An 11,598-nucleotide genomic window follows, 5' to 3' on the forward strand; every position below is an offset into this window, starting at 1 on the left:
CGCCGGCCCGGTCGTGCCGTGCACGGCGGTACGGGGTCAGGCCAGGATGCGGGGCTCGTAGGCGGCTTCAGCCTTCAGCAGGATCCGCCGGGCCGGGAGGAACCGGCCTTCCCGCAGGCTGCGCGCCTTGTTCGGGTCCGTCTCGGCCAGGTGCTCGTTCTCGTCGAGGTGACGCTTGTTCTCGATCAGCTCGATCAGACGGCCGAGCCGGTCGGCGGCGGCGCGTTGGATGAAGCCGCCCAGGTAGGGCTCGCCGGGGCGCCGGGTGATCGCGTCGATCGCCCGGACGACCTCCTCAGGGACGTCGAGGGCGCGCAGCCGGTCCAGGTCGTAGCGGCGGGCCGGGTCGGGCCGGTCGCGGGTGACCTCGATGATGTGGTGCAGGACCGCGACCATCTCAGCCCGCTTCCCGTAGGGACGGGCCGCATCGGCGATCGGCACCAGCTGGTACAGGTAGTAGTCACGACCTAGCTCGTCGACCTGGCCTTCGTGTGCCTCCATGGCGAGGAGGTGGGCGGAGGCAACGGTGAACAGCACGGGTGGGCTCCCCCTCAGGGCATGAAGACGTCGCCTCTCCGGGAGGGGCGATGGTGCAGGAGTAGCGGGAGCTCGACGAGGTCTCCGAGTTCGTGACAGCGCGGTGCCCCGGATCGCCGCGGACCCGCGCGAGGCCGGCCGGCGCTCGATGAGGACACCCCCGCTGCTCGCGTACGTGAGCTCGGCTGTGGGCGCCAGGAGGCGTCGCGGCTCCACCGCCATCGACATGGCAGCGGGCGCCGGCGACGTGCCGACGGGTCCCGGCGATCGTGGAGTCCACCGCACCGTCCAGTCGATCAACCCGGCCTCGGCTCCGACTGACTGCAGTCCGGTGGGGATCGCCGCCCAGCCGCCAGCGACGGAACAGTCGGTCGATCGTCTGCCGGCTGCCGTACCGCTCCGGCCGGGGAGGATCCGGGGTCGGATGCCCTCGATCGCCCACTGCGACTCGGTCAGGTCATGGCGGGGCGCCGTCGGTTGGGATGCCCTCCACGAAGTCTCCGTGGTGAGTTCCCACCCTATCGCCGGGTCTGACTACTTCTCAACGCGGCCCAGCAACAGAGCGTCATCCCCGGCGCCGACCCGGCGGAGCACACGAGCAGTCCCCGTTCAGACCGTCCTCACCGCGGCGGCGGGACCCCGGGCGCGTGCGCCGGCCAGTCGCGACGGTGCCGACGTCGGCACAGGGGCGGACCACGGCGTGTCCGAGCCTCTCCCGCCCACGTGCCGGGCTCCGTACCGTGGGCCCGCAGGTCTCACTGGACGTCCCTGTAGGGGGCACGATCGGTGATCTCCGGAGGCAGACCCACACCGCCGCGGACCGCCGCGGCATCACTCGCACTGCTGGTCACCGTGCTGTCGGGGTGCGCCCGGTCCGTGGACGCCCCGGTTGCGTCGTTGACCGACCTGCAGAGCTGTCCCGGGGCCGGCTCGGTCATCGGGGTGTTCACCGGTCAGACCCCGAGCCCCACGCCGGCGGACAGCCCGGCTGCCACGGGCTACGACACCTGGGCCCTGACCCTGGACGACGGCACCCGGCAGTTGACCGACGACGGCGTCCACCTGGGCGCTGTCATGAGTCCCGACGGGCGCGCCGTGTACCACCTGCGCAGCAGCGGCCGCGTGTTCGGCGATGCCCTCGAGACGCCCGGGGTCATCGAACGTCTGGACGTCCTCACCGGCCAGGTCACCGAGGTCGCCGAGCTACCCGGGACCGTCGACCTGGGGATCTCCGGCGACGGCCGCCACCTCGCGGCGGCGCACACGGTCGAGCCCCACCCCGACACGGGGCTCGACGTCAACAGCGTCACGGTCGTGGACCTGACCTCGCTGGAGGTCGAAGCCCCGCTGTCGCGCGCCGCCGACGTCGATCCGAACCTCTTCAGTGCCGTCACCGAGGTGGCGCTCAACCCGGACGGCAGTCGAGTGGCCTACGTCCTCGCGGTCGAGGTGGAGCGCGGCACGGTCGTGAACACCCTGCGCATCCGCGACCGGGTGACCAACGCGGACACCGTCGTCCACACGGCGCAGGGAACGGACTTCGTGTCCGACGTCGACTGGTCGGCCGACGGGACGACGGTCCTCGCCGCGATCCGGCACCAGCGGCCGACCGACACGGCGGAGGACCCGGCCCGATTCCGGACCCTCCGCGTCGACGTCACGAGCGGACGGACGACGCTCGACGAGGGCTTCGCCCAGGACTTCGCACCGCTCAGCGCCGACGGCAGTCGCCTGCTGGGCATCGCAGCCCCAGGCCCCGAGGAAGGCCCCGGCAAGTCGGAGCTGGTCGCCTGGGATCGTGCGCGAGGGCCGAGCCGGATCGCGTCGATCGCGCCCGCGGGCGCCGGCATCTCCGTCGCCTCGTGCAGCTATCGATGAGGGCCGGTGACCTGCCGAGGACGGGCCGCATGCCGATCCTGACCGCCGGACGACGGGGGCGCGCCCTTGCCGTCGGACTGGCCGTCGCCATGGGGATCACCCTGCTGGCCCCTGTGCCGGCAGCAGCGGCATCCGCTCGGCTGCTGGTGTGGGACTTCAACGCCTGCGACCAGTTCGGGCGGGGGAACGCCGCCTGCGACGTGACCCCCACCCAACGGGCGAGCGCCATCGCCCGGAGCATCACCGCCTCGCCGTGGTCCCCGAACGTGGTGACACTGCAGGAGATGTGCCGCTCGACCTTCGACATGGTCGTCGGATCGCTCCCACCGGGGTGGGTCTCCCACTTCCACTCCACCTACACGACCACCGACCCTCGCTGCCAGTCGGTCGACCACACCTGGGGGATCGCCGTGCTGGCTCGCAGCGACGTGCTGGACGCCACCTCGACCCACGTGCTCGGCGTGGAGGTGAGCGGCGAGCGCCGGACACTGCTCTGCATCGACGTGCGGGTCACCATCCCGCTGCGCACCTGTACGACACACCTGACGGCCACCTCGCAGGCCACGGCGGCGTCCCAGGCCACCACGGCGGCCCGCCTGGTAGATGGATGGGTCGCCGCCGACCACACCGTGGTGGTCGGCGGCGACTTCAACCTCGACGTCCGGCAGTGCGGCAACGTCGAGGTCGGGAACGGCCTGCGCAGGTGGTACCACGGCCGCTTCGGGGCCGGTGTCACTCGCTGCTACCGGGGATCCGGGGCGATGTCCGAGGTGGATCGCTACCGCCCGGGCGGCGACGGCGTCTACGACGAGGACACCTACGCTCTCGCCAAGCTCGACTACGTCTTCGGTGACCGACGACACGTGGACCCGATCGAGGAGGGTGACGCCACGACGTCCAGCGTCTCCGACCACGATCCGCTGCGGGGTGCCATGACCGCACACGCCGGTCACGGTGGGTCCCGACCACCGTGCGACCGGGAGGCGTGCTCCCCCACGACGACCTGGCAGGACCCGTAGGAGGCAGCTCCCATCGGGCCCAGCGGCCTCCGGCGCCCTGACCTCGCCGGGTGGTCGCCGCGGAGCCACCTCCAGGTTCCGACCGGAGCCGTGTGCAGGTCCACCGGATCGCCCCTCGGACACACTCGCACCCGGTGGTCCTGCAGGTCAGGAGCCCGGGGCGTGCTGCTGTCGGGGCTCCTGGAGCCCCGTGGCACGTCCACCTCCGTCCAGCCCTCGGGCAGCGCGGCGGAGCGACCCCCGGCCTCGCGCCCCAGCCGCGCACTGCAGGCCAGGGGTCGGACGACGAGCTCAGCGCAGCGGCCTCGTCTGGGACAGCGAGTCGACCCCGTCCCGTCGCTCATCGGGTTGCTCGTCCTGCCGCTCCCGGTGCAGACGCAGCCGGTGGCTGCGGGCCTCGGTCGAGTGCACCACGGTGACCGGACAGGTGGCGTGCATCACACACTGGATGCTCGTCGAGCCGAGCAGCATGGTGTGGAAGCCGCCGTGCCCACGGCTGCCCACGACCAGCAGGTCCGCGCCGTGCGACTCACGGATGAGCACGTCTGCCGGCGAGCCCTCCGCGGCGCGGGCCTGTGCGTCGGGCAGCGGACCGGCCAACCCGCGGGAGACCTCGTCGACCACGGCGCGGACCTTGTCCTCGTGCTGGCTCCGCAGGGTGTCGCGAAGTCGTTCCAGCTCGGGTGAACCGATCACGTTGTAGTCCGCCCACAACTCCGGCACCCGGTAGGCGATGACCGCCTCGACCGGCACGCCGCGCCGTGCCGCGTCCTCGAGTCCGAACCTCAGCGCCGCCTTCGAGCCCGCCGAGCCGTCGACCGCTACCACGACCCGGGGCCCAGACATCACCGCGGGTTCGCTGTGCGGCACGTCGACGTACAGGGATTCCTCCTCGTCGTGCACCACGCCACCTCCTCGGTCCGACACCACCGTTCCGGCACCTGCCCGGCTCCCTGCGCGAGGCTTCCCGGGCCGGTCACCACCTCCACGCGGGCGCGACCGCGGACGCCGGTCCCCTCCCAGTCCAGCGCATCGTCATGGGACTCACGATCCTCCGCTGGGGCGCGTCTCGACAGGGCCAACGGCGCTCGGTGATCATCGTGGGAGGGTCGCCGGCTCCGGCGTGTCAGGCCGCCGTCCGACGATGCTCGAGGCGAGTACCGGCCGCCGCGACGAGCGCTCAGCGTCCACCGCCCGTCAGCCGTGTGGCCGACCGCGTCTTCCCGCTGGTCGACCGGCCGCGGGGCCCGCCACCTCCTCGTCGACGCCGACACGGCCGCGGGCCTCCGTCGCGGCCATGTCGTCGCCCGGTCACTCGTAGTAGAGCTTCTGCGGGCCGGGATAGACCCAGGAGAGGGCGTCCCGCAGTCGGTCCCGCCAGTTCTCCCACGAGTGGCCGTCCCTGGCCTCGACGTAGCGGACCTGCATGCCGGCGTTCTCGAACACGTGCACCATCGACCGGTTCGGCACGATCAGCTGCTCGTAGACGCCGCAGGACATGAAGATCCGGTCGGCGACGCAGCGGGGCTTGGCCCGGAACCGGTTCACGAACTTCACGACCGGATCGAAGAGCGGCCCGCCGCCGTGGTCGCTGCCGATGTCGGTGAACACGAACGACCCGGACATCAGGATCAGCGACCCGTACGTGCCGGGCGATCGATAGGCGGCCGCCAGCGCGGCGACCCCACCGAACGACGAGCCCAGCAGGCACCTCCCGGCGGGCTGCCCGACGAGCGGGAGCGACGACTCCAGTTCCGGCAGCAGCTCCTGCGCGAGGAACCGGGAGTGCGCCGCGGAGTTCGCGTACTCGTCCAACCGCTCCCCCGGGTGCGTGAAGGCGACCACGGTCTCCTCGACGTCGAGCCGGTGGATCAGGTTGTCCAGCACGGACTTCATCGACGCGTACTGCAGGAAGTCCCCGCCGTCGTGGACCACCAGCAGCGGGTAGGAGGCCGTCGGCCGGAACCGGGCCGGCAGGTAGAGCGTCACGTGCGCGTCGCGGCCGAGCGCTCGGCTGCGCAGCGCCATCTCCCTCAGCTCGCCGGGGCGGGCCTCGGGGTCCGGGAGGACCCAGTCCGGCGTCTCGTAGTCGGCTCCGAAGCAGACGGACGACGAGCCCACCGGGCTGTGCGACCGCTTCTCGTTGAGCGGGTCGTTGAACCGCTCGTAGTGGTCGCCGCGCCGGATCTCGATCTGGTACTCGACGCGCGAGCCCTCGGGCAGCTCGAGCACCAGGTACCACAGGTCGGTGTCGTGCAGCCGGCGCATCGGGATCCGGTCGGGCAGCCCGACGATCCGCTGGCAGATCCACGCCTCGTCGGCCTCGCCCCGCCACAGGAAGGTGCAGCGCGAGCCCTCGACCACCGGGACCGCACGTCGGGCGAGGAACCGGTCGACCGCCCCGGCGTCGAGTGGCTTCGCGGACTTGAGCCGGTTGATGGCCAGCCGTCCGGCACCCGTCCGCGCCCGGGCCGTCGTCATGCCGCCGTCCCCTCGGTGATCCGCCCGTCCGGATCGATCACCCGGGCCCCGGGCGGCAGTGATGCGTCCGGGCCGAGGTCGACCCGCACGCCGTCGTCCAGGACCAGGCAGGTGGCCGGCGCGAGCCGCCGGGCCAGCACCGACATCCGGAGCTGGTCGTCGGTCCTGAGCCGCCGCCGGGCATGGGGCAGGACGACGAGCCCGGGGACCACGCCGATCCCCGCGTCGAAGACCTCGGTCAGCGAGGCCCCCTGCGCCGCCCGGTCGTGGAACAGCACGACGCGGGCGGTCAGCGCCATCGCCCCCGCGGACCACGCCACCACCCGCGGCGGCAGGTGCGGCGCGAGGTGGAACAGGTGCAGCACGCGGAGCAGGTCCCCGACGTGCCCACCGGCGACGACGAGGCACTCCGCCGTCGCCAACAACCGGCGGACCTCCTCGCGGTGCCCGGCGATCGCAGCGCGCTCCTCCGGCCGCCACCGGCCGTAGAACGCGTCGTGCAGCTCCCCGACCCGGGCGAGGTGCGTCGCGTCGAGCAGCCGCACCGCGGCGAGCGCGTCCTCCATGGCCATGGCCTGCGTGTTCTCGTGCCCGCCGGGTCGCGCGGCCACCGCGTACACGGCCTGCAGCGCGTGATCCAGCCGGATCAGGTAGAGCTGCTGGAGCTCGTCGAGCACCAGCCGGTGTTCGCGCTCGGCCGCGGCGTACTCGGGATCGGCCCGGAGCACCTCCATCCAGCGGGCGAACAGCCGCAGGTTCACCGCCCGACCGCCGGCCAGAGCGGCGAGCTCGGCGTCGTCCGACTCGCGCTCCTGCCAGCCGGCGTTCACCATCGCGACCGGCCCCTCGACCCCCAGCGCGGGCAGGACACGCTGCAGGGTCGGCCGTCGCTGCGGCCCGAGCAGTGTGACGGAGGGACTCACTGTGGCGGCGTCAGTTCGCGTGGACGTGCACGGTGCGCCCGACGTCGTCGAGCATGCCGCGCAGCGTGTCGAAGTCCGGATGCCGCATGCGGACGTACGCGTTGGCCATGTACCCGGCCGCCACCGGCTGGGTCGCCGTTCCCGGCGGGGGCAGGTGCGCGTCCAGCACCCACTCCGCGTGCCGGCTCTGGATCTCCTCCACTCCCGAGTAGCCGGAGATGGTGCCGTCCTGCTCCGGTCGCAGCGCCACGATGCCGGCCGAGTACCGCCGGGACGGCTGTCCCCAGATCTGCCCGTGGACGACCGAGTCGGCCCACTGCCGGTAGATGTCGAGGTCGTTCGCGGCGGAGTAGAGGTCCCAGGCGCCCACTCCGGGCGGCCGGCAGCCGATCTCGCTGAACCTCAGGCCCTTGGGCCCGAAGAACCACTCCATGTGCGTGGCGCTGGTCCCGATGCCGAGCGCCTCGTTGACCTGCCGGCCCAGGTCGCGCAGCTCCTGGTAGTCCGCCACCGAATCGATCCGGTTGGTGGCCACGAACTGCGGCGAGATCCACCGGGTCCGCATCGCCTCGAGCACGTTCGGGAAGTAGTGCGACACGAAGTCGATCGCAGGCCTGCCGTCGACCGACAGCGTGTCGTAGAAGCCCTCGTGCCCCTCGACGAACTCCTCGACGGCGATGGAGTCGACCTGCTGCGCGCCGAACACCTCCAGCGCGGCCTCGAGTCCGGCGTCGTCGTCGACCCGGGTGGTGTCGAGCGCCCCGGCGCCGGTCCGCGGCTTGAGGATCAGCGGGTAGCCCACCGCCCGGGCGAAGTCGCGCACCTCGTCGGCGGTGGAGGCCCCGGTGGAGGCAGCCGTCGGCACGCCGGCGGCCCGCAGCGCCTCCTTCATCGACGGCTTGTCCCGGCACAGCCACGCCGTGCGCACCGACGTGCCGGGGATCGTGCAGTTCTCCCGCACCTGGGCGGCGGCCAGGGTGTGCGCCTCGATCGTCGCCTCGAGCCGGTCGACCCAGAGCCGGTCCTGGATCCAGCGGACGGCGTCGGTCATCACGCCGACGTCCGTGACGCTGGGGACGACGTGGTAGTGCGTCATCCACGATCGCAGCTCGTCGTCCATCCACTCCATCGGACGGTCACCGATGCCGATCACCGTGGCACCGACCTCCGTGAGGGCCCGCACGAAGTGGCGCTGCGTCGGCGGGAACCCCGGGTCGACGAAGACCACGTTCATGCCGGGGAGCCTAGGCACTGCTCGGATCCCGCGCTGCCTCGCGGAGCGACCGGCTCGACCGTTCGTGCACATCGTGCCCCGGGCGTAGCGTCCCGCCATGGTCGTCGCCGCCTTCGTCGCGCCGTACCTGCTCGAGGCCACGGCGCGATTCGTGTCCGTCGCCGCGCAGCTGCCGGACGTCCGACTCGGCCTGGTCACCAGCGAGCCCGTGGAACGGATCCCCCCGGACCTGCGCCGGCATCTGGCCGGTCACTGGCGGGTGGACGACGCCCTCGACCCGCGGCAGCTGGCCTGGGCCGTGACCGGCCTCGCGGGGCAGCTGGGCCGCGTGGAGCGGCTCGTGGGCGCCCTCGAGCAGCTGCAGGTACCGCTGGCGCAGGTCCGTGAGTCGCTCGGCATCGACGGCATGGACGTACGGACCGCGCGCAACGTGCGCGACAAGTCGCCGATGAAGGAGACGTTGCAGGCCGCCGGGATACCGTGCGCCCGGCACGCCCTCGTGCGCAGCCCCGGTGCGGCCACGGCCTTCGCCGACCAGGTCGGGTTCCCGCTGGTCGCCAAGCCGCCGGCGGGGGCGGGAGCGCAGTCGACGTTCCGGTTGGACGACGGCGCCATGCTCCGGAGCTGGCTGGCGGCCGTGCCGGTGGGTGCGGACTCCCCCGCGCTGCTCGAGGAGTTCCTCACCGGCGAGGAGCACACCTTCGACAGCGTCACCCTCGGCGGGTCGACCGTGTGGTCGTCGATCGCGGACTACCGGCCGCCGCCACTGGAGGTCCTGCGCAACCCGTGGATCCAGTGGACGGTCGTGCTGCCCCGCGACATCACCGGCCCGCGGTACGAGGGCATCCACCGGTGGGGGCCGGCGGCGCTCAAGGCGCTGGGCGTCACCGATGCGCTCACGCACATGGAGTGGTTCGCCCGGCCCGACGGCTCGGTCGCCGTCTCGGAGGTGGCCGCGCGGCCGCCCGGGGCGCAGCTGACCTCGATGCACGGACACGTGCACGACTTCGACCTCTTCCGAGCGTGGACCGAGCTGGTGATCCTCGGCCGCTTCGACGTGCCGGAGCGCAGGTTCGCGGCCGGGACGGCCTACCTCCGCGGCATGGGACGCGGCCGGGTGCGCGCGGTGCACGGCGTCGACGCCGTCCTCCAGAAGATCGGGCACCTGGTGGTGGAGGCGCGGCTCCCCCAGGCGGGCCAGCCGGCGGGAGCGGACTACCTGGGTGAGGGGTACGTCATGGTGCGCGATCCCGACACCGCGGTGGTGGAGGACGCGCTGCACCGGATCGTCAGCGGGATCCGCGTCGAGCTGGCCGAGGGTTGAGAGGGAGGACCCACGTGGACGTCGTCATGCTCTCCCCCGGCTACCCGGCCGAGATGGCCTACTTCACCCGGGCGCTCGCCACCGTCGGGGCCCGGGTCATCGGGGTCGGCGACCAGTCCCCCGACGCGCTGCCGGAGGCGGCCCGCTCGTCACTGGCGCACTACGAGCACGTGGACCTCGCCGACGGCGACGCGGTGCTGCGGGCGCTGCACGGGCTCGGCCGGCACGTCGCGATCGACCGGGTCGAGTGCCTCTGGGAGCCGTACATGCTCCTGGCGGCACGCATCCGGGAGGCGTTCGGGCTGCCCGGCATGACGGTCGAGCAGACCGTGCCCTTCCGCGACAAGGAGCGGATGAAGCAGGTCCTCGACGGGGCCGGCATCCGGACACCGTGGCACGTCAGGGCACGGACCGTGGCCGAGGTGTGGGAGGCCGCCGAGAAGGTCGGGTTCCCCCTCGTCGTCAAGCCCATCGCCGGCGCCGGGTCCGCGGACACCTACCGGGTGGACTCCCAGCAGGAGCTCAGCGAGGTCCTGCCGCTGATGCGGCACGTACCGGAGGTCAGCGTGGAGGAGTTCGTCGACGGCGAGGAGTTCACGTTCGACACCATCTGCGCCGACGGCCGGATCCTGTTCGAGCACGTGCTGTGGTACCGGCCCCGGCCGCTGCAGATGCGCATGCACGAGTGGGTGAGCCCGGTCTCGATCTCCCTCCGCGACCTGTCGGTGCCCGACCTGGCCGGTGGCCGGCGGATGGGGACGGCGGTGCTGGAGGCGCTGGGTTTCCGCTCCGGCTTCACGCACATGGAGTGGTACCTCAAGGCCGACGGCGAGGCCGTGTTCGGCGAGATCGGGGCGCGTCCGCCCGGCGCCCGTGTCGTCGACGTCATGAACCTCGCGACCGACGGCGACACCTACGTCGGCTGGGCGCAGGCGGTGGTCCACGGATCGATGGAGCCGCTGGAGCACCGGTACAACGCGGGCTCCGTCTTCAAGCGGGCCCGTGGCACCGGCCGGATCACGCACGCCGAGGGCCTCGACGACCTGCTGGCCCGCTACGGAGAGCACGTCGCGCTGCTCGACCTGCTGCCCGTCGGGGCGCCGCGGCGGGACTGGCGCTCGACGGTGACCGGGGACGGGATGGTCGTCGTCCGGCACCCGGAGCTGCAGCAGGTCATCGAGATGACCGAGGCGTTCGCCCGGGACTTCCAGCTCTACGCCGCCTGAACGAGGAGGAGGACCCCGTCCTCCCCACCCCTCGCAGGCTCAGGGCGGTGCCCTGGACGAGGCCGCGGCGGGACCCTGCAGGGGGCCCGCCTAGCAGAGCTCGTCGAGGTACTGCGGGAGCATCCGCCGCCAGGTCGGCCACTCGTGCGGCCACTCCTGCCCCCACGCATCCACCCGGTTGGGCACGCCCTTGCGGCCGAGCACGTCCGCCACGGCCCACGACTCGCCGACGTCCTCCCACGCGCCCTGCCCGGAGGCGAGGACGACGAAGCGCTGCCGCAGCGCGTCGAGCCGGTCGCCGTCCAGGCCCGGCACGAAGTCCACCGGCGAGGCGAGGAACAGGTCGTGCGAGAACGCACCGTCGAAGAAGCGCTGCAGCCGGTAGGTGCCGCTCATGCCGATCGCCGCGCGGAACACGTCGGGGAAGCGGCACAGGACCGCCACCGCGTTGAAGGCCCCGATGGACGCACCCGCGGCGACGATCGGTGACCGGTCCCCGCCGAGGTCGGTCCGGATGGCCGGCACGACCTCGTGCAGGACGCAGTGGTGGAACTGGTTGGCCAGCCACATCCGGTACTCGGGTGACCCGGCCTTCGCCACCATCGCCCGGCCCGCGACGCTGTCGCAGGAGTAGAGCTTGACCCGGCCGCCCTCGATGAGCGGCCGGCAGGCGTCGACCAGCCCGTTGCGCTCGATCTCCTCCGCGTCCCCGCCCGCGGTCGGGAACACCAGGACCGGCGCGCCGTAGTGGCCCCACCGGGCCATGCCGATGGGCTGCTCCAGCCGTTCGGAGTACCAGCTGTCGGTCGCCTTCACGTCGTCCCCTTACCCGCGGCTCGGCGCCGGCCATCCTGACCCCGTCGTGCCGGTCCGACAACACCGAGGCCGGGTCCGCGGCGCCGGGCTGTCTCGGTGTGTCGCGCGGCCGGTTCTGTGCCAACCTGGCCGCACAGGGGCACCAAGTGGAGGTGGCTGT

Annotated in this window: 10 protein-coding genes; 4 read left to right on the forward strand and 6 right to left on the reverse strand. The window is 72.6% G+C overall.

The window, feature by feature from the left end:
- Positions 1-36 precede the first annotated feature (36 nt).
- Positions 37-537: a phosphohydrolase gene (locus ACU610_RS07665; protein WP_446767106.1), complete on the reverse strand. Its 501-nt coding sequence runs from the start codon at positions 535-537 to the stop codon at positions 37-39.
- An 876-nt stretch (positions 538-1,413) separates the two neighbouring features.
- On the opposite strand from ACU610_RS07665, the gene ACU610_RS07670 reads away from it, so the two are divergent.
- Positions 1,414-2,415: a hypothetical protein gene (locus ACU610_RS07670; protein WP_446767107.1), complete on the forward strand. Its 1,002-nt coding sequence runs from the start codon at positions 1,414-1,416 to the stop codon at positions 2,413-2,415.
- Between the two features lie 29 nt (positions 2,416-2,444).
- On the forward strand, positions 2,445-3,434 hold the full coding sequence (locus tag ACU610_RS07675) for an endonuclease/exonuclease/phosphatase family protein (RefSeq protein WP_446767108.1): 990 nt from the start codon (positions 2,445-2,447) through the stop codon (positions 3,432-3,434).
- A gap of 291 nt (positions 3,435-3,725) precedes the next feature.
- Here ACU610_RS07675 and ACU610_RS07680 read toward each other — a convergent pair whose 3' ends face one another.
- The 4 genes from ACU610_RS07680 to ACU610_RS07695 form a co-directional block, all read right to left on the reverse strand.
- Positions 3,726-4,340: a universal stress protein gene (locus ACU610_RS07680; RefSeq protein ID WP_446767109.1), complete on the reverse strand. Its 615-nt coding sequence runs from the start codon at positions 4,338-4,340 to the stop codon at positions 3,726-3,728.
- Positions 4,341-4,745: 405 nt separating this feature from the next.
- Positions 4,746-5,915, reverse strand: a complete 1,170-nt coding sequence (locus tag ACU610_RS07685; protein WP_446767110.1) for an alpha/beta hydrolase-fold protein — start codon at positions 5,913-5,915, stop codon at positions 4,746-4,748.
- Positions 5,912-6,838, reverse strand: coding sequence for a hypothetical protein (locus ACU610_RS07690; protein ID WP_446767111.1), 927 nt, complete (start codon positions 6,836-6,838; stop codon positions 5,912-5,914). The genes ACU610_RS07685 and ACU610_RS07690 overlap by 4 nt, the downstream gene beginning before the upstream one ends.
- Positions 6,839-6,848: 10 nt before the next feature.
- Positions 6,849-8,072 (reverse strand): ATP-grasp domain-containing protein, encoded by a 1,224-nt coding sequence (locus tag ACU610_RS07695; RefSeq protein WP_446767112.1) that lies wholly within the window; start codon positions 8,070-8,072, stop codon positions 6,849-6,851.
- Between the two features lie 97 nt (positions 8,073-8,169).
- On the opposite strand from ACU610_RS07695, the gene ACU610_RS07700 reads away from it, so the two are divergent.
- Together ACU610_RS07700 and ACU610_RS07705 are read left to right on the forward strand one after the other, a co-directional pair.
- Positions 8,170-9,396, forward strand: a complete 1,227-nt coding sequence (locus tag ACU610_RS07700) for a hypothetical protein (RefSeq protein ID WP_446767113.1) — start codon at positions 8,170-8,172, stop codon at positions 9,394-9,396.
- A 14-nt stretch (positions 9,397-9,410) separates the two neighbouring features.
- Positions 9,411-10,622, forward strand: a complete 1,212-nt coding sequence (locus ACU610_RS07705; RefSeq protein ID WP_446767114.1) for an ATP-grasp domain-containing protein — start codon at positions 9,411-9,413, stop codon at positions 10,620-10,622.
- 90 nt (positions 10,623-10,712) lie between these two features.
- On the opposite strand, the gene ACU610_RS07710 is transcribed toward ACU610_RS07705, so the two are convergent.
- Positions 10,713-11,438 carry an esterase family protein gene (locus ACU610_RS07710; RefSeq protein WP_446767115.1) on the reverse strand — a complete coding sequence of 242 codons (726 nt, stop codon included), beginning with the start codon at positions 11,436-11,438 and terminating at the stop codon, positions 10,713-10,715.
- Positions 11,439-11,598 lie beyond the last annotated feature (160 nt).

It is taken from the genome of Geodermatophilus sp. URMC 61 (assembly GCF_052931555.1).